The 22,163-nt window shown below is 46.6% G+C and carries 19 protein-coding genes and 1 pseudogene; 1 reads left to right on the forward strand and 19 read right to left on the reverse strand.

Annotation, left to right across the window (positions count from 1 at the left end):
- Window positions 1-7: 7 nt before the first annotated feature.
- From QUD86_RS06555 to QUD86_RS06575, 5 genes are read right to left on the reverse strand one after another with little or no spacing between them, the layout of a single operon-like run.
- The gene (locus QUD86_RS06555; protein ID WP_286296089.1) at window positions 8-1,795 is read right to left on the reverse strand and encodes an acyl-CoA dehydrogenase; all 1,788 of its coding nucleotides are present in this window, start codon (window positions 1,793-1,795) and stop codon (window positions 8-10) included.
- A gap of 15 nt (window positions 1,796-1,810) precedes the next feature.
- The gene (locus QUD86_RS06560; protein ID WP_286296090.1) at window positions 1,811-2,746 is read right to left on the reverse strand and encodes an electron transfer flavoprotein subunit alpha/FixB family protein; all 936 of its coding nucleotides are present in this window, start codon (window positions 2,744-2,746) and stop codon (window positions 1,811-1,813) included.
- Window positions 2,747-3,496 (reverse strand): electron transfer flavoprotein subunit beta/FixA family protein, encoded by a 750-nt coding sequence (locus tag QUD86_RS06565; RefSeq protein ID WP_286298708.1) that lies wholly within the window; start codon window positions 3,494-3,496, stop codon window positions 2,747-2,749. It lies immediately after the preceding gene.
- A gap of 59 nt (window positions 3,497-3,555) precedes the next feature.
- Window positions 3,556-5,208, reverse strand: coding sequence for an acyl-CoA synthetase (locus QUD86_RS06570; protein WP_286296092.1), 1,653 nt, complete (start codon window positions 5,206-5,208; stop codon window positions 3,556-3,558).
- Window positions 5,209-5,262: 54 nt separating this feature from the next.
- Window positions 5,263-6,183, reverse strand: coding sequence for a histone deacetylase family protein (locus QUD86_RS06575; RefSeq protein WP_286296093.1), 921 nt, complete (start codon window positions 6,181-6,183; stop codon window positions 5,263-5,265).
- A gap of 78 nt (window positions 6,184-6,261) precedes the next feature.
- Here QUD86_RS06575 and QUD86_RS06580 point away from each other — a divergent pair, with 78 nt between their 5' ends.
- Window positions 6,262-7,542, forward strand: coding sequence for a lytic murein transglycosylase (locus tag QUD86_RS06580; protein WP_286296094.1), 1,281 nt, complete (start codon window positions 6,262-6,264; stop codon window positions 7,540-7,542).
- Here the strand turns inward: QUD86_RS06580 and cysM are convergent.
- The 14 genes and pseudogenes from cysM to serC all read right to left on the reverse strand — a co-directional run bounded on the left by cysM (window position 7,539) and on the right by serC (window position 22,150).
- Window positions 7,539-8,450 carry a cysteine synthase CysM gene (gene cysM, locus QUD86_RS06585; protein WP_286296096.1) on the reverse strand — a complete coding sequence of 304 codons (912 nt, stop codon included), beginning with the start codon at window positions 8,448-8,450 and terminating at the stop codon, window positions 7,539-7,541. The two genes, QUD86_RS06580 and cysM, sit on opposite strands and share 4 nt — an antisense overlap.
- A gap of 41 nt (window positions 8,451-8,491) precedes the next feature.
- A complete protein-coding gene (locus QUD86_RS06590) occupies window positions 8,492-8,914 on the reverse strand; it encodes a ComEA family DNA-binding protein (RefSeq protein ID WP_286296097.1) in 423 nt (140 codons plus the stop codon).
- Between the two features lie 94 nt (window positions 8,915-9,008).
- On the reverse strand, window positions 9,009-10,031 hold the full coding sequence (gene rfaD, locus QUD86_RS06595; RefSeq protein WP_286296098.1) for an ADP-glyceromanno-heptose 6-epimerase: 1,023 nt from the start codon (window positions 10,029-10,031) through the stop codon (window positions 9,009-9,011).
- Window positions 10,028-10,957 carry a D-glycero-beta-D-manno-heptose-7-phosphate kinase gene (gene rfaE1 / locus QUD86_RS06600; protein ID WP_286296100.1) on the reverse strand — a complete coding sequence of 310 codons (930 nt, stop codon included), beginning with the start codon at window positions 10,955-10,957 and terminating at the stop codon, window positions 10,028-10,030. The genes rfaD and rfaE1 overlap by 4 nt, the downstream gene beginning before the upstream one ends.
- A 44-nt stretch (window positions 10,958-11,001) precedes the next feature.
- Window positions 11,002-12,366 (reverse strand): UDP-glucose dehydrogenase family protein, encoded by a 1,365-nt coding sequence (locus QUD86_RS06605; protein WP_286296101.1) that lies wholly within the window; start codon window positions 12,364-12,366, stop codon window positions 11,002-11,004.
- 35 nt (window positions 12,367-12,401) lie between these two features.
- The gene (gene lapB, locus QUD86_RS06610; protein ID WP_286296103.1) at window positions 12,402-13,613 is read right to left on the reverse strand and encodes a lipopolysaccharide assembly protein LapB; all 1,212 of its coding nucleotides are present in this window, start codon (window positions 13,611-13,613) and stop codon (window positions 12,402-12,404) included.
- A gap of 106 nt (window positions 13,614-13,719) precedes the next feature.
- Window positions 13,720-14,016, reverse strand: a pseudogene (locus QUD86_RS06615) (integration host factor subunit beta); the annotation flags it as partial.
- Between the two features lie 52 nt (window positions 14,017-14,068).
- Window positions 14,069-15,742, reverse strand: a complete 1,674-nt coding sequence (gene rpsA, locus QUD86_RS06620) for a 30S ribosomal protein S1 (RefSeq protein WP_100378971.1) — start codon at window positions 15,740-15,742, stop codon at window positions 14,069-14,071.
- A 162-nt stretch (window positions 15,743-15,904) separates the two neighbouring features.
- A complete protein-coding gene (gene cmk / locus QUD86_RS06625; protein WP_286296107.1) occupies window positions 15,905-16,567 on the reverse strand; it encodes a (d)CMP kinase in 663 nt (220 codons plus the stop codon).
- A 13-nt stretch (window positions 16,568-16,580) separates the two neighbouring features.
- Window positions 16,581-17,909: a 3-phosphoshikimate 1-carboxyvinyltransferase gene (gene aroA / locus QUD86_RS06630; protein ID WP_286296108.1), complete on the reverse strand. Its 1,329-nt coding sequence runs from the start codon at window positions 17,907-17,909 to the stop codon at window positions 16,581-16,583.
- Window positions 17,909-18,781 carry a prephenate dehydrogenase gene (locus QUD86_RS06635; RefSeq protein WP_502928898.1) on the reverse strand — a complete coding sequence of 291 codons (873 nt, stop codon included), beginning with the start codon at window positions 18,779-18,781 and terminating at the stop codon, window positions 17,909-17,911. Before QUD86_RS06635 ends, aroA begins: the two co-directional genes overlap by 1 nt.
- Before the next feature lie 5 nt (window positions 18,782-18,786).
- The gene (gene hisC / locus QUD86_RS06640) at window positions 18,787-19,926 is read right to left on the reverse strand and encodes a histidinol-phosphate transaminase (RefSeq protein WP_286296112.1); all 1,140 of its coding nucleotides are present in this window, start codon (window positions 19,924-19,926) and stop codon (window positions 18,787-18,789) included.
- A 35-nt stretch (window positions 19,927-19,961) separates the two neighbouring features.
- The gene (gene pheA, locus QUD86_RS06645; RefSeq protein WP_502928860.1) at window positions 19,962-21,041 is read right to left on the reverse strand and encodes a prephenate dehydratase; all 1,080 of its coding nucleotides are present in this window, start codon (window positions 21,039-21,041) and stop codon (window positions 19,962-19,964) included.
- An 11-nt stretch (window positions 21,042-21,052) separates the two neighbouring features.
- The gene (gene serC / locus QUD86_RS06650; RefSeq protein ID WP_286296115.1) at window positions 21,053-22,150 is read right to left on the reverse strand and encodes a 3-phosphoserine/phosphohydroxythreonine transaminase; all 1,098 of its coding nucleotides are present in this window, start codon (window positions 22,148-22,150) and stop codon (window positions 21,053-21,055) included.
- Between the last annotated feature and the right edge of the window lie 13 nt (window positions 22,151-22,163).

The raw sequence follows: 22,163 nt of genomic DNA on the forward strand, positions 1-22,163 counted from the left end.
AGACTTCTTAGAATTGTTCTACTGCTAGCGCATTAGTAGAATAACCACCCTCTAAAATAGAAGTCGCTAGAGCCTGTGTTTGTGGAAGTAAGTTTTCTGCAAAAAAACGTGCCGTTGCAATTTTGGCATTATAAAAACTAGGATCCTGATCACGCAGACGATACGCCACCAATAAGGCACGACTCATCTGCCATGCACCTAGCACCAAACCGCATAGGCGAAGGTAAGCAACACTACCTGCATATACCGCCTTAGTATCTATTTTTGCATTACCAACAATATAGACGACAACAGATTCGAATGCTTGACGGGCAAGCGTGAGTTGTATTGATGTTGCCTTAGCATCACTAGTGCCCATTTCCATCAAAGCCTTTTCGGTCTGGATAATCTTTCCCGCAAGAATAAGAGCGGTAGCCCCTTTATCCCGCACAGTCTTTCTGCCTACCAAGTCATTTGCTTGAATAGCAGTAGTACCCTCATAAATTGTCAGAATGCGCGCATCTCGATAGTATTGTGCAACGCCGGTCTCCTCAATGAAACCCATACCGCCATGCACCTGAATTCCTAAACTAGCAACCTCAATGGACATTTCAGTTGAAAAGCCTTTGACAATCGGCACCAAAAATTCATAAATAGCTTGATGCTCTTTTTGGATCAATTCATCGGGGGAGGCGTGCTGGATATCGATTGCAGCAGCTGCATAGTATGCCAATGCCCTTGATGCTTCTGTATAGCCGCGCATTGTCATTAACATACGCTTCACATCTGGTTGGTGAATAATGGCAACTGGCTCTGGTGACCAATTGAGGTCGCGGCTTTGAACGCGGTCTTTTGCGTATTGCACTGCTTTTTGATAAGCGCGCTCAGCAATCGCGACACCTTGCATTCCAACAGAGAATCGAGCGGCATTCATCATCACGAACATATACTCCAGCCCACGATTCTCCTCGCCCACAAGATATGCAACCGCTCCCCCATGATCACCAAACTGCAACACTGCAGTGGGGCTCGCCTTAATACCCAGCTTATGCTCTAAGGAAACACATTGAATGTCGTTGCGCTCACCCAGAGATCCATCAGTATTCACCATGAATTTTGGCGCTACAAATAATGAAATTCCTTTAATACCCTCGGGTGCACCTGGAACACGTGCAAGCACTAAATGCACGATATTTTTGGCCATGTCGTGATCACCATAGGTAATGTAGATTTTGGTGCCAATAATTTTGTAACTACCATCAGCCTGCGGTAGCGCACGGGTCCTCACCATAGACAAATCAGAGCCTGCTTGTGGCTCTGTTAAATTCATGGTGCCAGTCCACTCACCTGAAATCATCTTGGGAACAAAGCGCTCTTGCAATACCGGACTAGCTGCGGTCAATAAAGCCTCAATCGCACCATCGGTCAGCATGGGGCATAAGGCAAATGACATGTTTGCTGAGTTCACCATCTCGAAACACGCTACCGAAATCAGCCTTGGTAATCCTTGACCGCCAAACTGAGCTGGGTGCACAACACCCTGCCAACCGGCCATCCCAAATTGAGAAAAGGCTTCTTTAAAACCAGGGGTCGTACGTACTTCTCCATCTTGCAAGGTGCTGGGATTTTGATCGCCAGGCCAATTGAGAGGGGCAATAACATCTTGGTTAAATTTTGCCGCCTCCTCTAAGATCGCCGGCGCTAAATCAATATCAATGCCTGCTTGCTCATACTGAGGGTAGCCTACTACCTCTGATAAACCGGCCAGTTCATTCATTACAAACAGCATGTCTTTAACTGGGGCTATATAAGGCATAGATACTCCGATAGTTTAGGTGAGTGCGGCAATCAGTTCAGGCACAGCAACATTGAGATCTGCAACAAGGCCATAGTCAGCAACACTAAAAATGGGTGCCTCCGGATCTTTATTGATGGCCACAATTACCTTAGAGTCTTTCATACCAGCAAGATGCTGAATTGCTCCAGAAATTCCAACCGCGATATAAAGCTGTGGGGCAACGATCTTACCGGTCTGACCGACTTGGTAGTTATTGGGCACGTAACCAGCATCGACTGCCGCACGTGATGCTCCAAGTGCAGCGCCTAATTTATCAGCTAAGGGGGCAATGAGCTCTTGATACTTATCGCCAGATCCTAAGCCACGTCCACCAGAAACAATAATCTTAGCAGCAGTTAACTCAGGTCGATCTGATTTAGTAAGTTCGCGCCCTACAAAGCTAGACTGTCCTGCATCAGCAGTCACGACCCGGCTCTCAATAAGCGCAGATCCTCCAGAAGCAGCTGCTGGATCAAAACCCGTAGTTCTCACAGTAATGACTTTAATCGGATCGCTAGACTGAACCGTCGCTATGGCATTGCCCGCATAAATCGGACGCTCGAAGGTATCGCTGGCAACTACCTTTGTAATATCAGATAGTTGGGCAACATCCAATTGAGCGGCAACTCGAGGCAATACATTTTTTCCGTTGGCAGTGGCAGGAGCAAGAATGTACTCGTATTGATGTGCGATCGCTAAAATTTGAGCAGCCAAAGGTTCGGCTAACTGATCAGCTAATCTCGCATCGTCTACCTGAATCACCTTACGAACACCCACAATTTGACTAGCCGCTAGAGCTACTGAGGCGACTCCATTTCCAGAAACTAGAATATCTACCTCAGGTGAGCACTGTAAAGCAGCCGCTACAGCATGAAGTGTGGCTATTTTTAGTGAACTATTATCATGTTCAGCAATAACAAGAGCAGTCATTTAAATTACCTTCGCTTCATTTTTAAGTTTATCAACCAATGCAGCAACATCTGCAACCATTACGCCAGCAGAACGTTTTTGTGGCTCCTCAACCTTAATCGTCTTTAGGCGTGGGGCAATGTCAACACCCAGCTCCTCGGGCTTTGTAATCTCTAAAGTTTTCTTCTTAGATTTCATAATGTTGGGCAACGTAACATAACGTGGCTCATTTAAACGCAAGTCAGTAGTAATGACTGCGGGCAACACCAAGGAAATAGTCTCCAATCCACCATCTACCTCACGAGTCACACTGACCTTACTATCGGCGACCACCACCTTTGAGGCAAAGGTAGCTTGCGGTACATCCAGTAAGCTAGCCAACATCTGACCCGTTTGATTACTGTCATCGTCGATCGCTTGTTTGCCTAAGATCACAATTTGCGCCTGCTCTTTTTCTACCAGCGCTTTTAGAATCTTAGCTACCGCCAAGGGCTGTAATTCAGCATCTGTCTCAACCAAAATTGCGCGATCCGCCCCGATCGCTAGAGCAGTACGCAGGGTTTCTTGACACTGAGTAGCGCCAGCAGATACAACAACAATCTCAGTTGCGATCCCCGCCTCTTTTAAGCGCACCGCCTCCTCTACTGCGATCTCATCAAATGGGTTCATACTCATTTTGACATTTGCAATGTCCACACCGGTGTTATCTGACTTCACTCGAATTTTGACGTTGTAATCAACAACGCGTTTTACTGCTACCAAGATTTTCATCATTCACTCTTTGCTTTGGGGGTTATTTCTCTATTTTATCCGTCTATCACGATCTTAGGCTAGACATCAATCGCCGAGGCGGAACCCGCTCGTTTACGTAACTCAAATTTTTGAATCTTCCCAGTTGAAGTCTTTGGGAGCTCTCCAAAGACTACTGCTCTAGGCACTTTAAAACCAGCTAAATGCTGCTTGCAATGCGCCACAATATCAGCAGCGGTCACTTCTGCGCCGGCTTTAATTTCCAGGAATGCACAGGGCGTCTCGCCCCACTTAAGATCTGGCTTAGCCACTACCGCAGCAGCTATGACTGCGGGATGCCGATATAAGACATCCTCCACCTCAATCGATGAGATATTCTCGCCGCCAGAAATGATGATGTCTTTGCTGCGATCCTTAATCTTGACATAACCATCAGGATTCATTACTGCAAGATCGCCTGAATGAAACCAGCCGCCTGCAAAGGCCTCTTTGCTTGCCTTTTCATTCTTAAGGTAACCCTTCATGGCGATATTACCCTTAAACATGATTTCACCCATAGTCTCACCATCGGCAACTACAGGCTCTAGCGTTAGGGGGTCAAGTACTGCAATTGCTTGTTGCAGGTGATAGCGGACGCCTTGGCGAGCGTTCAGACGAGCTCTCTCTCCAATCTCCAAGTCATCCCAATCCTCTTGCTGAACACAAACTGCGGCTGGGCCATAGGTCTCGGTCAGACCGTAGACATGCGTTAAATCAAATCCTAATTTTTCCATTCCTTCAATAATGGATGCAGGAGGTGCAGCTCCAGCAATTAAACCTTTAACCCCAGCAGGCACTCCCACCTTTAGTGCATCCGGTGCATTCACTAGCAAGTTATGAACAATAGGAGCTGCGCAGTAATGTGTGACCCCATGATTTTTAATCGCAGAAAAAATATGTTCTGCATCCACCCGGCGCAAACAAACATTAACACCGGCGCGTGCGGCAACTGTCCATGGAAAGCACCAGCCATTGCAATGAAACATTGGCAGAGTCCATAAATACACAGGGTGCTTATTCATATCCCAGTCTAAGATATTAGAAATGGCATTGATCGCAGCGCCCCGATGATGGTAGACCACGCCCTTTGGATTGCCAGTGGTGCCTGAGGTGTAATTAAGGCAAATGGCTTGCCACTCGTCAGACGGCATTGGCCAGACAAATTGGGGATCCCCAGTATCTAAGAACTGCTCATAGGTCAGCGATCCTAAGCGCTCCCCTGGAACATCAAACTCTTTTTCTTGTGCATCAATCACCATGAAATCGCGACCACTGTCACGCTTGGCAATCTCCAATGCTTTTTTCATCACATCCGCAAACTCGGGATCCACAATGACGACTTTAGCCTCACCGTGATTTAACATGAAGGCAATCGATACTGGATCAAGGCGGGTATTGAGCGCATTTAATACTGCACCTGCCATTGGAATTCCAAAATGAGCCTCTACCATTGGCGGCGTATTGGGGAGCATTACTGCCACCGCATCACCCACACCAATACCCTGTTTTTGTAGGGCGCTGGCTAAACGACGGCAACGTTCGTAAGTCTGGCTCCAAGTTTGACGTAAGTTGCCATGAATAACTGCCAAGCGATCTGGATAGACCTGAGCAGAGCGCTCCAAAAACAAAATAGGGGTAATGGGCGTGTAATTTGCAGGATTACGCTCTAAACCTTGCTCAAAGATATTTACCATTCGCACCCCTATTATTAAATTACTTTGTCTCTAAAAATCTGAATTGTGAATCTCTCAAATATCAGCAAGCGCCTTCACATGTGCCACCACACTGCGGCCTAAAGCGGATAAGTTATATCCCCCCTCTAAGCAGCTGACAATGCGGCCTTGAGCATATTGATTGGCAACCTCTTTGAGCTTCTTAGTCATCCACGCATAGTCATCCTCTACAAGACCCATTTGACCTAGGTCATCCTCACGATGGGCATCAAAACCGGCCGAAATCATGATCAGCTCAGGCTCAAAATCGCGTAGACGTGGTAACCACTGCTCCTCTACGATCGATCTCACAACATCACCGCGAGTGGATGCTGGTAGTGGAACATTCACCATATTGTTAGCGCCATCTAAACCACTATAAGGATAGAAAGGATGTTGGAAAAAACTACACATCAATACGTTAGGGTCATTAAAAAATGCTGCTTCTGTACCGTTTCCATGGTGGACATCAAAGTCAATAATTGCCACTCGCTCAATTCCATACTCCTGCATTGCGTAACGAGCTGCAACAGCAACGCTATCAAAAATACAAAACCCCATAGAGCGCGTTGGCTCAGCATGATGGCCTGGAGGACGAATAGCGCAAAATACATTTTCCACCTCGCCCTTCATGACGGCATCTACACCAGCAATGGCAGCGCCTACTGCGCGTAGAGCGGTATTCCAAGTATGTGGATTCATAATGGTATCGCCATCAAGCATGTGATAACCACTAGCGGGTGCGCACTCTTTAACAAAAGCAATGTGATCTTGGCTATGCACCAACTCAAGCTGATCTTCAGTTGCCAGTGGCGCCTCTAGGTGCTGAAGGAAGCCATCCACTCCACTACGAATCAATTGATCATTAATCGCCTGAATGCGCTCTGGGCACTCGGGATGATGAGCACCCATCTCATGTTTGAGAAAATCAGGGTGAGTTATGTATCCTGTAGTCATTACTTAAAACCCTTCATTGCGACAATATCATTTTTTAATTGAATAAAAGCCATTGAATACTCACCTACTCGCCATCCAATGAATGTTCGTTTCCTCTACTCTGCCTCAATACTGCTCTTAGTGGCGGGTTTAATCTCCTGCTCAAGCGTTCCCACCCAGGAGGTAAAACCTCATAAGCCTATCGTAAACCAGTCTGAGGATATCGCCTCCGAGACTCGTCTTACCCAAAATCTGAGTCAATTACTAGCTCAAGTGGCTCAAAATCAGGCCATTTCCTTATCGGTACTTGAGTCTGGCTTTTCTGATGTTAAAACTATTCCGTCTATTAGAAAATTGGTATTACCCCCATCTGGCACCTTTAAAAAGAATTGGCTTGCTTATCGCAAACGCTTTGTAGAGCCGATTCGCATTAACGCTGGGAGAGTCTTTTGGGAACAACATCAAGCGTTCCTATCCAAAGTTGAGCAAGAGTATGGGGTGCCAGCTGAGTTGATTGTGGCCATTATTGGTATTGAAACAATCTACGGACGACAAACGGGCAGCTTTCGCGTGAAAGATGTGCTTTTTACATTGGCCTTTAATTACCCAGATACCCCCAACAAAGCAGCACGAGAGCAATTATTCAAAGATCAACTGCAAGAGTTGATTTTGCTATGTTGGTCAGATGCAGGGGGTAGGCAAGCAATCAAAAACAATAAACCGGAAGTGAATTCAAGTCGTTTTGATAGCTGCCTCAACCAAAATAGTTCCTATGCAGGCGCTATTGGATTACCTCAATTTATGCCCAGCAGCATCCGTAGCTTTGCAGTAGATGGAGATGGCGACGGGCGTATTGATCTGAAGCAAAGTCCAAGGGACGCAATTGCCAGCGTGGCGAACTTTTTGAAAAAGCATGGATGGCAAACGGGGATGCCCATATCCTTCCCAATCAAAGAGTCAGGCATAGACTCAGCCAAATCTCTTGCTGATGGCGAACCCGTTCTTAAGTACACTGTTCAAGAACTGATCGATAAAGGCATTCTCAGCAGCAATAGGGGTGACTTACAGGCTGGTGGCGTAGCACCTCAGAGCAAAGCACTGATTGTTGATTTACCCTATCCAGATAAAGAAGGCAATGATCAGGTGCAATATTTTGTCGGCTTAAATAACTTTCTGACGATCGTTCAATATAACCGCAGCTATTTTTACGCACAAAGTGTTGCAGATTTTGCAGAGGCGCTGGGATATAAAAATCAAAGCGTAGTACCAGCTACTCTTGATCAAAAATACCCAAGAAATATCAAGGAAGAAACCCTGGCTGATCCAACAATATCAAAGCCTAAGAAAAATAAAGCTAAGAAAAAGCAAAAGCAGATTTAAGCTGGGAAAACTCCAGTCGAGAGGTAACGGTCGCCGCGATCGCACACAATAAATACGATGGTAGCGTTCTCCACTTGACGGGCTATTCTTAAAGCAACAACTAACGCACCTCCTGCGGAGATGCCACAAAAAATACCCTCTTGAGCAGCGAGACGACGTGCCATTTCTTCAGCATCGGCTTGCGACACGTACTCAATCTGATCAACCCGATCACCTTCATAGATTTTGGGCAAATACTGGGGCGCCCATTTACGAATCCCCGGTATTTGAGAGCCCTCCTCAGGTTGCGCGCCAATAATCTGAATATGGGGATTCATGGACTTGAGGTACGTAGAAACGCCAGTAATCGTGCCCGTAGTGCCCATAGAAGAAACAAAGTGAGTCACTTGCCCATCGGTATCACGCCAGATTTCGGGACCAGTGGTTTCAATATGAGCCCGTGGATTGTCAGGGTTAGCAAATTGGTCTAGCAATCTGCCTCGACCTTCTTTTTGTAACTGCAAGGCATAGTCCCTGGCAAACTCCATACCCCCAGACGCTGCAGTCAGAATTAACTCAGCCCCATAGGCGGCCATACTTTGTCTGCGCTCGATGCTTTGATTCTCGGGCATAACTAAAACCATCTTATAACCAAGCATTGCAGCAGTCATGGCCAAAGCAATGCCTGTATTACCACTGGTAGCTTCGATTAATGTGTCGCCCGGCTTAATATCACCACGCTCTTGAGCGCGCATGATCATCGACAGCGCAGGTCGGTCCTTTACCGACCCGGCTGGATTATTTCCTTCCATCTTTCCTAAAATCAGATTATTTCGGGATTCATTTTCAAGGCCAGGAATGCGCTGTAAACGAACTAGAGGGGTGTTCCCCACGGTCTGTGAAATAGTCAAGTAAGAAGGTGTGCTCATGAACCCATTTTAGCCATAAGCAAACTTAAGCATCCGATAAGCTAATTTCGACGATTTGGTACGCTTCGATCTGAACTATTACGAGGGCCGTTTTGGCTGCGAGAACCCCGTCTAGTAGAGCTTGTGCCCTCTTTAACGGTACGGCTATTAGGCTCACGAAAGGAGCCTGGCGCCTCAATAGTTAAACCGTTATCCACCATTTTTTCTACGGATTTCATGCCAATGCCACGCACCCGCTTTTGTAGATCGTTGGCATCTTGGAAATGCCCCCCATCCAATCGCTCAGCAATGATTGTTTTTGCTTTAGACGGCCCAATACCTTTAATACTTTCCAGCTCCGACTGGGTCGCGGTGTTGACGTTGATCGGCGTAGCACCACTTAAACCTGAAACTGCCAACATTACTGAAAATACTAATGCCTGAAAAAGACCACGGGCGTTACCGAAATTTAATGATCGACTCATTCTCTCTCCATCTGTTAATAAAAAATCCACTTGCAGAGATTGCAAGTGGATCAGTTAAAACGAGTGCAAAGAGAATTTGTTGACTACTTTTACATCACGAAAGAGGGCTTGCCAAGAAATCAGCATTGGCTGACAGCCAAGTAATATAGCGACTGACACCCTGCTCCACATTCAAAAAAGGTTCACTGTAGCCCGCGGCGCGCAACTTTGTTAAATCTGCCTGAGTGAAACACTGATACTTCCCTTTAAGCGCCTCCGGAAAAGGAATGTACTCAATTGCCTTTTCTTTAACTAAGTCTTCTAAGCTTGCAGCGTTTACATGATCGATCTTACGCATGGCATTAGCCACCGCATGTGCAACATCGTTAAAAGGTTGCGCATGACCACTACCAAGATTAAAAATGCCACTAATTTCAGGGTGATCTAAAAAGTATAGGTTAACCTTAACCACATCCTCTACCGAGACAAAGTCGCGGCTTTGCTCACCAGCAGCATAACCACCGTACTCACCAAACAGCTTCACCTGACCATTGACCTTGTACTGGTGATATTGATGAAAGGCTACCGAAGCCATACGACCTTTATGCGATTCTCTCGGTCCGTATACATTGAAGTAACGAAAACCCACTACCTGTGCAGTATTAGACTTGTCAGCAAAACGCTTACGCATTACTTGATCAAACAAAAACTTTGAGTAACCATAAATATTGAGTGGCTTCTCATGTTCGCGACTCTCGACAAATACATCGGAGCCCCCATAGGTTGCTGCTGATGAAGCATATAACAGTTGTACTTTTTGCTCCGTACAAATATCGAGGAGATCCATGGTGTAACGAAAGTTATTCGCCATCATGAAAATTCCATCTGTTTCCATCGTGTCTGAACAAGCCCCCTCATGAAACACTGCCTTAATCTTACCCAATCTACCGCTTCTGAATGCCTCTAAAAACTCATCTTTATCTAAATAGTCAATGATGTCTAAATCAGCGAGGTTGCGATATTTGTCCGCAGGTCGCAAATCATCTACAGCAATGATATTTTTTTCACCACGAGCATTAAGCGCCTGAACAATATTGGCACCAATAAATCCAGCGGCACCGGTTACGATAATCGTCATTGCAATTCCTCTGAAGTCACTGTGGCAGTACCCAATTTTCCGACCACAATACTACCCGCACGATTGGCTAGCGCCATCGATTTTTCTAATGGCCACTGGGCCGCTAAAGCGACTGCTAGCGTAGCAATCACCGTATCACCAGCCCCAGATACGTCAAACACTTCGCGTGCCTGCGCCTTGACATGACTAACGCCTGCCTCGGTATAAAGGCTCATCCCCTCTTCAGAGCGCGTCAATAACAAGGCCTCAAGATCTAAAGATCGACGTAGAGCCTGCGCTTTTTGGGTAAGCTCTTCTTCGCTTGCCCATCGGCCAACAACTTGACGCAGTTCACTGCGATTTGGAGTTAGCACGGTAGCCCCACGATATTTAGCGTAGTCGTCACCCTTAGGGTCAACTAAGATCATTTTCTTCTGAGCACGCGCCTGTTTAATCATGAAAGCCACCTGACCTAGCGCGCCTTTGCCATAGTCAGACAAAATGACAACATCCGCATCACCTACTAGCTTTTCGTATCGCTCTAATTTATGGGCTAAGGCTGCCTCACTAGGCGCCTCCTCAAAATCTAAGCGAATCAGCTGCTGCTGCCTAGCAATTACTCTTAACTTAACAGTCGTTGGAACCTTGGGATCGATTTCTAGCTGGCTATCGACATCGCTCGATTGTAGTAATTCGGCAATGCGCTTGCCTGCCTCATCATCACCTACTAAACCCAAGATAGTGGTCTGAGCACCTAGCGCAGCTACGTTTCGGGCAACGTTGGCGGCTCCACCTAAGCGCTCATCTATCTTACCCACTTGAACCACTGGCACCGGTGCTTCTGGTGAAATGCGACTGGTATCGCCAAACCAATAGCGATCTAGCATTACGTCACCTACCACCAGTAATCGGGCTTTAGAAAATTGTTCTGGGTTTGCTTTTTCCACGGGGTAACTTATTTTTTTCTGAATATTCACTAAATATGGATGGATTAATTATGACGGCCAATACCCTGATACTCAATACCTAATTCTTGCATAGCTTGAGGCTCATAGAGATTTCTACCATCGAAAATAATGGGGCTCTTTAATTTGGCCTTCATCAGATCAAAATCTGGACTTCTAAATGCTTTCCACTCCGTCACAATGACCAAAGCATCACAACCATCCGCAGCAGACATTGGGTCATCAATCAAGGAGACTCTTTTCAAGCCATCTGGATTACCTTCAAAGTCCATTTCCAGGCAATGCAGAGCTTCTGGCATCGCAACTGGGTCATGAGCTACTATATGGGCGCCACGCTTGACTAACTCTTGAATAATGACTCGGCTTGGCGCTTCACGCATATCGTCAGTATTGGGCTTAAATGCCAACCCCCACAAAGCAAACTTTTTTCCCGAAAGATCTTTACCAAAGCGTTTTTCAATCTTCTCGACCAAAATATATTTCTGAGCTTGATTGACCGCTTCGACAGCATCTAGAATTTTGAGGTCTCTGCCGTACTCAGCCGCTGTTTTACTAAGAGCCAATACATCCTTTGGAAAGCATGAGCCTCCATAACCTGTACCTGAATACAAAAACCCATGACCAATACGAGAATCTGAGCCAATGCCTTGGCGTACAGCTTCAATATCAGCACCCACTAGATCAGCTAAGTTAGCTAACTCGTTCATAAAAGAGATGCGTGTTGCCAGCATGGCATTGGCGGCATACTTGGTCAACTCTGCACTTTTTACATCCATGTAATAGGTACGTTCATGGTGACGGTTAAAAGGCGCATAGAGCTTACGCATCTGCTCTTTAGCGCGTACGCCTGCAGGCGTATTTTGAGTACCAACCACAATGCGATCAGGCCGCATAAAGTCCTCAACTGCCGCACCTTCTTTCAAAAATTCTGGATTAGAAACGACTGAACATAGGTCTGACGATAAATGACGTTTCACCAACTCTTCTGCAATGGCTGCAGTGACCTTATCAGCCGTGCCTACAGGAACCGTAGATTTATCGACGATGACCTTTGGGCTAGTCATATGACGTCCAATATTGCGCGCTGCCGCTACTACATACTGCAAATCTGCTGATCCATCCTCATCAGGAGGGGTGCCCACCGCAATAAATTGAATGTCACCATGAGCAACTGAGGCGGCAATATCAGTAGAAAACTGCAAGCGACCTGCAGCACGATTGCGCTCGATCATTTCTTTGAGGCCAGGCTCATAAATAGGGACGCCACCCGAGTTTAGTATTTCAATTTTTTGGGGATCTACATCCAAACAAAAAACATGATTGCCCTGCTCCGCTAGACAAGCGCCAGTAACCAAACCAACGTAACCGCTACCAATGATTGTGACTTTCAAGACATCTCCAAATATTTCAGTATCTACAGCTTCAATTACATTGAGGGTCCACTGGGCACAGCACCCTCATTACGTCTTGGTGAATAAGCCTCCCAATGGTTGCAACCCGGGCATTGCCAATAAAAACGTCGTGCACGAAAGCCGCAATTGCCGCAGGTGTAACGAGCCAGACTAGTCGTACGTTGTTTTAATAAACTCAGTGTCGCCACTAAATCAGAAATTCTTTCTGGTGTGCCATTACTCTCAGCCAGCATCAGGCGGGTCTCGGCTAATTTAGATAAAGCACTCAAGCTAGGTGCGTATTGCATTACATCGACCAACATGGCCTCGGCAGCCTTAGCGCCCCGAATTTGGGTCATATGCTTTTGAACAATATCAAGCAATTCTCCAGATGCCTGAGTTTTCAGTAACGCGTCCAACACACTTAATCCTTGCTCCGCCTTATCCAGGCCTGAGTGTGCAGTCATCCAACGATCTGCCAACAAATGCATATATGCAGGATGGTTGGCCGCTATAACACTCCAAGCTTCTATTGCTTGCGCTGGACGCTCAAGTGCCATGAAGTAATCGCCCCGTAAGATCAGTCCGCGAGCATGATTAGGCACTGCTTGCAGTGCCAGTGTGATGGTTTGCTCAGCCTCAGATAAATCTTTCCGCCTAAGCGCCTCCTGACCTATCTCGCAATAGAACTGAGCGATCTCAACACGGTGTGGTTTGCCCTGCAAACTCTCTAGCTCACTTGCAGCAACAATGGCCTTCTGCCACTCGCGCTCAATCTGATACATCTCCAATAAACTCTCTTTAGCGGGGGCGGAAAACTTACCTTCGCCCACACGATTTAAAGAGGCTTCCGCCCTATCTAATAAGCCTGCTCGTAAAAAATCACGGCCTAGCTCGTATGCCGCGTGATCACGATCTCGTGGCTTTAAATCATCTCGATTTGCAAGGTGTTGATGCACCCGAATCGCACGCTCAGTTTCACCGCGACGGCGGAACAAGCTTCCTAAGGAAAAATGTAACTCAATCGTTTCAGGGTCGAGCTGTGCAATCTTGACCAGAGTCTCAATAGCTTGATCAGGCTGCTCATTTAATAAAAGACTTAAGCCTTTGAATGTAGAACGTTGTTGACGCATCCGCTCGCGCTCATCCATGCGGTTTTCAAGACGTAAATCCCAACGTGAGGCCAGCCATCCGATACCAAATAATATCGGCAGTATCAACAGCCATGAGGTAGCGATCTGAATCATGACTCAGAGGCTCAATAAAAAAATGGCCCGAACGGACCACTGGGTGAATGTAATGCGGCTAACCACCAGAACCCTCTTTGGGGCTCACTTGCTTAAGCGGCTTGTAATCAACACGCTCACGAAGTTCTTTGCCAGGCTTAAAGTGGGGAACTCGCTTCTCTGGAATGAGTACTTTCTCACCAGATTTAGGGTTACGACCAGTACGCGCCGGACGATGATGCAATACAAAACTACCAACACCACGCAACTCAATACGTTTACCTTCAGCTAAGGCATGAGTCATAGTGTCCAATAAAGTCTTTACAGCTAACTCGACATCCCTAGGCAGCAACTGCGGAAACTGCTCCGCCAAACTCTCTACCAACTCTGAACGAGTAATTGCTTGTTGCTCTTGATCTGACATGGTCTATCAATGACAAAACGCCGCTCCCCACAAAGGAAGCGGCGATCTTGATTTAGCCCTTACTGTCCATCTTTGCTTTTAACAAAGCACCCAAGTTGGTTGTGCCGGACTGCGCATCACCCTGGAGCTTGCTCATTGCATCTTGCTGGTCAGTACTGTCTTTTGCTTTAATTGAAAGGTTAATCACACGTGATTTACGATCAATGTTAATGATCATGGCGGTAACACTATCGCCCTCTTTCAATACATTGCGTGCATCTTCAACGCGATCGGTTGAGATTTCTGATGCACGTAAGTAAGCCTCAACTTCATCAGCCAAATGAATGGTTGCACCCTTAGCATCAACCGCTTTTACAGTACCAGTAACGAGGCTACCCTTGTCACTCACTGATGTGTAGTTGTTGAATGGGTCACCAGACAATTGCTTGATACCAAGAGAGATGCGCTCTTTCTCAACATCAATGGCTAATACCGTAGCTTCGACTTCATCACCTTTTTTGTATCTCTTAACAGCCTCTTCTCCTGGCTCATTCCATGAAAGGTCTGAGAGGTGAACCAAGCCATCGATACCGCCAGGCAAACCAATGAATACACCAAAATCAGTGATCGATTTGATTGCGCCGGTGAGTTTGTCACCTTTTTGCTGGCCACGTGCAAACTCATCCCATGGATTTGCTTTGCACTGCTTGATGCCCAAGCTAATACGACGCTTGTCTTCATCAATATCCAGAACCATCACTTCAACTTCAGTTCCTAGTGCAGTAGCTTTACTTGGAGCAACGTTCTTGTTTGTCCAATCCATTTCGGAAACGTGTACCAAGCCTTCGATACCACTCTCGATTTCAACAAACGCGCCGTAGTCAGTCAGGTTAGTTACCTTGCCGAATAAGCGAGTATTTGGTGGGTAGCGACGAGCGATACCAACCCAAGGATCATCACCAAGCTGCTTCACGCCGAGTGAAACACGGTTCTTCTCTTGGTCGAACTTCAAAATCTTTGCGGTAACTTCTTGACCTACAGTCAACATCTCGCTTGGGTGACGCACGCGACGCCATGCCAAATCGGTAATGTGCAAGAGGCCATCGATACCACCGAGGTCAACGAATGCGCCGTAGTCCGTAATATTTTTCACGATACCTACAACAACGCTACCTTCTTTGAGGTTAGACATCAACTTCGCGCGCTCTTCACCTTGACTAGCTTCAACAACCGCACGACGTGACAACACTACGTTGTTACGCTTACGATCAAGCTTGATAACCTTAAATTCCATGGTCTTGCCTTCATAAGGAGTTGTATCCTTAATTGGGCGTGTATCTACGAGTGATCCAGGCAAGAATGCGCGGATGCCGTTAACCATGACAGTCAAGCCGCCTTTAACCTTACCGGTAACAGTACCAGTAACGATTTCTGCCTGCTCGAGTGCTTTTTCCAAATTCATCCATGAAGCCAGACGCTTTGCTTTGTCACGGGAGAGGATGGTGTCGCCATAGCCATTTTCAAGTGCGTCAATCGCAACTGAAACGAAATCACCGGGAGCTACTTCAATCTCTCCAGCGTCGTTATGGAATTCTTCAACAGGAATAAACGCTTCAGACTTTAAGCCAGCGTTAACAACGACGAAGTTATGGTCGATGCGAAGGACTTCAGCCGAAATAACTTGGCCGGTCTTCATATTCGATCGGGTTAATGATTCTTCAAATAATTCTGCAAATGATTCAGACATGTATATTCACTTTGTGCCGCCAGAAGATCCGACGGGTTAGGTTATAAAAGCCCAAAGAAACACGCTAAATTAGATAATCGCGTTGTAGAGTTTCTAAAGACACCAAAACTACTGCTTTACTGCACACTGCATTACATTGCTGCAAACTGCCTTACTGACTACTCAAGCAACCTTAGTTTGATACCAAGCCAAGACCGCCTGAACTGCTTGATCTATCGATAATTCCGAAGTTTCCAGCACTTTCGCGCCTTCTGCAACTGTAAGAGGTGCAGTTCCTCGGCTGCTATCTCGAGCATCACGCTCTTCTAAATCACTCAATAAGTCAGTAAGTTTAGCAGGAATTCCCTTAGCTATCAATTGCTTATGTCGACGTTCTGCTCTGGCTAACGCCGTTGCAGTTAAAAAAACCTTGAGCGTTGCATCAGGAAAAATCACCGTTGCCATATCTCGCCCATCAGCCACCAGGCCTGGGGACAGTCTAAAACCATGCTGAACGCCCACTAACGCACCCCTTACTTCGGGGTGAACGGCAATCTTAGAAGCCCGTAAACCTACCTCTTCAGTCCGAATTGCCTCAGTCACATCTTCAGAATTGAGCAAAACTCGACCATTTTTAAAGGAAATAACCATTTTCTGGGCTAAAAAACCCAATTCAATACCATTTTCGGGGTCAATTGCTGCTTTTTGACTGCCTAAGGCAACTAAGCGATAGAGCGCCCCACTGTCCAAATAATGAAAGCCTAGCTTTTCAGCCACTAGGGATGCGACCGTACCTTTACCAGAGGCTGTTGGGCCATCAATTGCGATCACGGGGGCTAAGTTCATGGCAATAAAGGCGTTAACTGACGACCGCAGCAAATTCCGCAAAATAAGTGGGGAAGGTCTTGGCAACACAATCAGGTTCATTAATCTTCAATGGATTTGGGCCAAAAGCCGCTAAAGAGAAACACATTGCCATACGATGATCATCATAGGTATCGATGCCCTCAGGCGGTGATCGCCAATCAGCCAAAGTCTTGGGGGCTTCCACTTCAATATAGTCATCACCCTCCTCAACTATTGCCCCTAATTTTTTGAGCTCTTTTGCCATTGCGGCGATACGATCCGTCTCTTTCACGCGCCAACTGGCAATGCCATTCAAGCGGGTTTTTCCCTCTGCGAATAAGGCGGCAACAGCCAGCGTCATTGCCGCATCAGGAATTTCAGTACAGTCGATCGTAATCGCATTCAGTTTGCCACTGGCGTTTTGAACACCAGCAACCTCAATCCAATCATCACCTGTAGTAATTTTTGCCCCCATCAATGCCAATGCATCAGCAAAAGCAACGTCGCCCTGAATACTGTCGCTACCAACCCCCAACACCCGCACAGGCCCACGACCAATTGCCCCCAATGCCAAAAAATAGGATGCAGAAGAGGCGTCGCCCTCAACCAGCATCGCTCCAGGGCTTTGATAAACGGCGTCTGATGTATTGGCAGGAATAACAAAAGATTGCGCATCTGGACAATCTACGAGCACTCCAAATCGAGCCATTAATTTAAGGGTAATCTCGATATAAGGACGAGAAATGAGCTCGCCAATGACTTCAATTCTGACTGGCTCTTTTGCCACCAAAGGCAGAGCCATTAATAGCGCTGTCAAAAACTGACTAGACACATCGCCACGCACTTTCACAATATCTTGGATATTAATCTGGGATGTAGCAATTTGGATCGGCGGATAACCAGCCTGCAACTCATAAGTAATTTCTGCGCCAATTTGACGTAGTCCGTCCACCAAATCACGAATAGGACGCTCATGCATTCTGGCTACGCCTGATAGGCGGTAGTTACCACTTTGCATCGCTAACGCTGCCGTTAACGGCCGAATAGCAGTCCCTGCATTTCCCATCCAAAGATCTGCTTCGCGTACCGGAAATTGACCGCTACACCCCTCAATAATGCAGATGTGATGATCCTGATCCGCTACTAAAATACCTAGCTGACGCAAGGCGTTTCGCATCACTTGCGTATCGTCCGCATCTAATAAATTATGGAGTGTAGTAGTGCCAGAAGAAAGGGCTGCTAACAATAATGCTCGATTGGAAATACTTTTTGAGCCAGGCAAAACAATCTCGCCATGTGCCTGTCTAAATGGACCAATCTGAATACTAGAAAAACTGCTCATCAAAGAGTATCCAAATCTTGACGGGCCTGACTTGCTTTTTTGAATAACTTTTCAATAGCAGCGCCGTCGTTTTCAGCAATTAATTGGCGCATATGGCCAGCGATTAATAAGTACTGATCAAGCTCTTTTAGAACTGAAGTGCGATTCCCCAGGCAAATATCCCGCCACATTTCAGGGCTAGAAGCGGCAATGCGAGTGAAATCTTTAAAGCCAGCGCCAATATGCTCTAACTTTTGATCTGCATCCTCTGAATTAATAATGCTCACCATCAAGGCATAAGACAAGATGTGCGGCAAGTGAGACACTGCTGCATAGATCGCATCATGCTGCACAGAAGAAATCTTTTTTACCCGTGCGCCGACTGACCTCCAAAAGCCCTCAATCAGATCGGTGTCCTGCGGTGAGTTTTCTTGCAGTGGGCAAATAATAGTTTGCTTATCCTGAAATAAATCAGCCTTAGCGGCATTAGCGCCATATTGTGCGCCACCAGCAATAGGATGTGCCGGAACAAACTGGCAAGCCTTCTTACCTAAAATTTCTTTTGCTGCCAAAATCACATCCCCTTTGGTGCTACCAGCATCAGTCAACATCGTCCGAGGCTGAAGATGAGGCTCCATGATTTCAAAGGCTGCTCGCATTTGTGCGACAGGAACGCAAAGCACAATCAAATCAGATTGTTTGGCAGCCTCTACAAGATCAACTACCTGATCAATTGCACCCATCTTCAAGGCTTGCTCTGTGTTGGCTGCACTACGCCCAACCCCTAATATGGTGTTGACAACACCTGCTTGCTTCAAAGCCAAGCCAAGAGAGGCACCAATCAGACCGACACCCACAATAGTGACGGTTCCGTAATTCACTTTCGAATTCATAACCGTCATGCAGTCAGCGCTTTATTCTGCGCGACGATATCCCGCAAGGCATGAATAAATGCTGCGTTTTCTTCTTGTAGTCCAATCGAAATTCGCAACCACTGTGGCAAACCATAATTTCCTACCGGCCGAACGATAATTCCACGTTTTAACAACTCTAGATTCATACGATTACCTGCGCCATCGTCATCACCTACTTTGACTAAAACAAAGTTTCCAGCCGAGGGAAGATAAGACAGATTGAGGGCATCAAATGCCTCGGTCAACTGAGCTAAGCCAGCACGATTAAGCTCAAATCCTTGCTGCAAAAATTCTATATCCTGGAATGCGGCAATTGCTGCAGCCTGCGCAAGACTATTAACGTTAAATGGCTGACGTATGCGATTGAGTAGATCTGTCAGTGCAGGCTGTGCTACTCCGTAACCAATACGCAAACCAGCTAAACCATATGCTTTAGAAAAACTACGCGACAGGATCATATTAGGAAAGCGCTTGATCCAAGCAACAGCATCGTAACGTTGCTCTACAGACAAATACTCGTTATATGCTTCATCCAACACCACAACAACGTGTGCTGGTACTGCCAGCAGGAATGCTTCAATTTCTTGAGCGCTCAAGTAACTGCCGGTAGGATTATTGGGATTTGCAACGAATACCAGCTTTGCCTTATCGCCAGAAGCCTGAATAGCGCTTAGCATGGCAGGTAAGTCATGGCCATAGCTAGCTGTTGGGGCAACTTCAATCGCGTTTGCGCCAACGGCTTGGGTTGCTAGTGGGTACACCGCAAAAGCATGTCGCGAAAAAATAACCTCATCACCAGCTTGCGCGACAGCACGTGCCGCCAACTCTAAAATATCATTACTGCCATTACCTAAAGTTACCCAGTCCGAGGGAACTCCAAGACGCTCAGACAGTACTTTTTTTAATTCAAACCCATTGGAGTCGGGATAACGACCCAAATCACCAGCCGCCTTAAGCATCGCCTCTTGCGCTGACTTAGGCATCCCAAGAGGGTTTTCATTCGAAGCAAGTTTGACAATTTTACTTTCATCCAAACCATACTCCCGTGCAACCTCACTAATTGGGCGCCCTCCAACGTAAGGCGCAATTGCCTGAATATGTTTTAAACCCAGCTTAGTTGTCATGATAGATATAGATCACTTTTGTTCTCACTCAGCGTTTACACGGAGTGCGGATACGAACCCAGGTTTTTATAAAAGGCCGCCATTGCTTTTAATTCATTCAAAGCTTTGCTTACTTTTGCATCCTCAGCATGGCCAGCCACATCAATGTAAAAGTGATATTCCCAAGTGCCCTTACGTGCAGGCCGAGACTCAAATCGATTCATCGAAACACCATGCTTTGCAAGAGGCTCCAAGAGGCGATGAACCGCACCAGGCTGATTATCGACTGACAACACTAAGGAGGTTTGATCCTGACCAGTGGACTGACATGCGTAGTGACCAATGACAACGAAGCGTGTTCGGTTGTGAGGATCATCTTGAATTTGCGAAGCTACTACCTGCAGCCCATAAGCTACTTGCGCAGGAATACCTGCGATTGCTGCCAAGCTAGGGTCACTCGCCGCCATGCGCGCTGCTTCGGCATTACTACTGACTGCTTGACGCTTAAGATGCGGTGCATGCTCACTCAACCATTGTTGACACTGAGCCAAAGCTTGGGCGTGAGCACAAACAGTAGTCACCCCATTTAATGCCCCATTCGCCGTTAATAAATGATGATGAATAGGTAGTACCAACTCACCACTAATGCGCATAGGAGAGTCTAAGAGAAGATCAAGCGTTCTTGAAACAGCACCTTCACTAGAGTTCTCGACAGGCACAACACCAAATTGGGCTGCGCCCTTCTCAACCGCCTTAAATACTTCATCCAAGCTATTACAAGGAAGGCCTGCTATAGAGTGGCCAAAATAGGTCTGGGCTGCTTGCTCTGAAAATGTGCCAATCGGCCCAAGGTAGGCAATCGTTTGGCGAGCCTCCAACGCTCTACAGGCCGACATCACTTCGCGCCATATTGCAGCGATACCGTCTGGCAGCAAAGGACCTTGATTGATCTCTTGCAACTTCGCTATTACCTGACGCTCGCGCTCTGGCCTAAAAACAGGTGAGGCAAAGCCTCCTTTGATATGACCAACTTCTTGCGCAGCTTGAGCGCGCCAAGTCAGCAACTCTAAGATCTGCGCATCTAATCCATCAATCTTGTCGCGAATGGGCGCTAAGCGCTGTTCTTCAGAGCTCACTTTTGAATTCACTAGGCACGCCTTTCAAAGTCACGCATAAATTCCACCAGGGCTTGAACGCCTTCTAGTGGCATCGCGTTATAAATGCTAGCACGCATACCGCCAGCTGCTTTATGGCCCCGCAAAGCAACTAACCCTGCAGCATTTGATTGCTCCAGAAATACTGCATTGAGGCTTTCATCTTTCAAGAAAAAAGTCACATTCATTCTAGATCGATATGCCTTGGTGACTCGATTCTCATACAAGCCGCTTTGATCCAAAAAGCTGTACAGTAAATTTGCTTTTGCTTGATTTTGTTTTTCTATTGCCTGCACGCCGCCTTGCGCTAGCAACCACTTAAAGCCAAGACCCGCCATATAAATGGCAAAGGTGGGGGGCGTATTGAGCATCGATTGAGTAGCAGCCTGCTTTGACCAATCCCAAATCGATGGCGTAATGCTCATACTGTGACCCATTAAATCTTTACGTACGATCACAATCGTTACGCCAGACGGACCAATATTTTTTTGCGCGCCACCGAACCACACTCCGCATTTGGTAACGTCTATTTCACGGGAGAGAATATTGCTAGAAATATCGGCCACCAACAAGCGACCACCGACTTCAGGCACCTCTGGAAACTCTACGCCGCCGATAGTCTCATTTGCACAGTAATGCACATAGGCAGCATCCTCAGATAGCGCCCAAGTAGTTTTATCAGGAATCGTGTTGAATTTTTCAAGCGCCGAGGTAGCAGCTAAATGTGCCGCTCCATATTTCTCGGCCTCTTTATAAGATTTTTCTGACCAGATCCCTGTGACCAAAAAGTCAGCTTTGGGGCCGTTCTTTCCAAGCGCCATTAGGTTCATTGGTATGGCGGAATTTTGACCTAAACCACCCCCTTGAAGCAGCAAAATCTCATATGAATCTGGAATATTCATCAAGGTACGCAGGTCATGCAATACCTCTTCGTAAAGCGCCATAAACTCTTTACCGCGGTGACTGACTTCCATGACGCTAGCGCCTAAGCCTTGCCAATTAAGCATCTCGCTAGCAGCCTGCTTCAATACCACCTCCGGTATAGCTGCAGGCCCCGCAGCAAAGTTGAAAATACGGCGGTCAAACGTCATGATGAATTATTTA

The organism is Polynucleobacter sp. TUM22923, from assembly GCF_030295705.1.
Taxonomy (GTDB): domain Bacteria; phylum Pseudomonadota; class Gammaproteobacteria; order Burkholderiales; family Burkholderiaceae; genus Polynucleobacter.

Bases quoted from the DNA above. Each gene is read 5' to 3' on its own strand.
- QUD86_RS06555 (WP_286296089.1), bottom strand. From the start codon at position 1,795: ATGCCTTATATAGCCCCAGTTAAAGACATGCTGTTTGTAATGAATGAA.
- QUD86_RS06560 (WP_286296090.1), bottom strand. From the start codon at position 2,746: ATGACTGCTCTTGTTATTGCTGAACATGATAATAGTTCACTAAAAATA.
- QUD86_RS06565 (WP_286298708.1), bottom strand. From the start codon at position 3,496: ATGAAAATCTTGGTAGCAGTAAAACGCGTTGTTGATTACAACGTCAAA.
- QUD86_RS06570 (WP_286296092.1), bottom strand. From the start codon at position 5,208: ATGGTAAATATCTTTGAGCAAGGTTTAGAGCGTAATCCTGCAAATTAC.
- QUD86_RS06575 (WP_286296093.1), bottom strand. From the start codon at position 6,183: ATGACTACAGGATACATAACTCACCCTGATTTTCTCAAACATGAGATG.
- QUD86_RS06580 (WP_286296094.1), top strand. From the start codon at position 6,262: ATGAATGTTCGTTTCCTCTACTCTGCCTCAATACTGCTCTTAGTGGCG.
- cysM (WP_286296096.1), bottom strand. From the start codon at position 8,450: ATGAGCACACCTTCTTACTTGACTATTTCACAGACCGTGGGGAACACC.
- QUD86_RS06590 (WP_286296097.1), bottom strand. From the start codon at position 8,914: ATGAGTCGATCATTAAATTTCGGTAACGCCCGTGGTCTTTTTCAGGCA.
- rfaD (WP_286296098.1), bottom strand. From the start codon at position 10,031: ATGACGATTATCGTAACCGGTGCCGCTGGATTTATTGGTGCCAATATT.
- lapB (WP_286296103.1), bottom strand. From the start codon at position 13,613: ATGATTCAGATCGCTACCTCATGGCTGTTGATACTGCCGATATTATTT.
- rpsA (WP_100378971.1), bottom strand. From the start codon at position 15,742: ATGTCTGAATCATTTGCAGAATTATTTGAAGAATCATTAACCCGATCG.
- cmk (WP_286296107.1), bottom strand. From the start codon at position 16,567: ATGAACTTAGCCCCCGTGATCGCAATTGATGGCCCAACAGCCTCTGGT.
- aroA (WP_286296108.1), bottom strand. From the start codon at position 17,909: ATGAGCAGTTTTTCTAGTATTCAGATTGGTCCATTTAGACAGGCACAT.
- QUD86_RS06635 (WP_502928898.1), bottom strand. From the start codon at position 18,781: ATGAATTCGAAAGTGAATTACGGAACCGTCACTATTGTGGGTGTCGGT.
- hisC (WP_286296112.1), bottom strand. From the start codon at position 19,926: ATGACAACTAAGCTGGGTTTAAAACATATTCAGGCAATTGCGCCTTAC.
- serC (WP_286296115.1), bottom strand. From the start codon at position 22,150: ATGACGTTTGACCGCCGTATTTTCAACTTTGCTGCGGGGCCTGCAGCT.